The organism is Paraburkholderia sp. BCC1884 (genome assembly GCF_900996225.1).
GTDB lineage: Bacteria > Pseudomonadota > Gammaproteobacteria > Burkholderiales > Burkholderiaceae > Paraburkholderia.
The window spans coordinates 1-437 of record NZ_CAAJGL010000038.1; the positions used below are offsets into that span (position 1 = coordinate 1).

Here is a 437-nt window from a genome sequence, read left to right on the forward strand (position 1 = left end):
CGCGGTAGACGTCCATGATGCCGGCCACGCCGAGCACCGAATCGGGGCGGAATGTGAGCGGATCGAGGAAGGCGTCGTCCAGGCGACGCTAGAGCACGTCGATCGGCCGGAAGCCTTCGGTGGTGCGCATCGCCACCCGGCCGTCGATCACCTGCAGGTCGCTGCCCTCCACCAGGTGCACGCCCATCTGGTCGGCCAGGAAGGCGTGCTCGTAGTAGGCCGAGTTGTGGATGCCCGGCGTGAGCACCGCCACGGTCGGGTTGTCGGCATTGCCGCCGGGCGGGCAGACCGCGGCCAGCGACTGGCGCAGCAGTTGCGGGTAGGTCTCGACCGGCCGCACCCTGACGCGCTGGAACAGCTCGGGGAACAGCTGCATCATGGTTTCGCAGATCTCGAGCATGTACGACACGCCCGACGGCGTGCGCGCGTTGTCCTCG

The 437-nt window shown here is 68.6% G+C and carries 1 pseudogene; it reads right to left on the minus strand.

The features are described from left to right. Positions 1-437: pseudogene (locus FQ705_RS02890) on the minus strand (circularly permuted type 2 ATP-grasp protein); the annotation flags it as partial.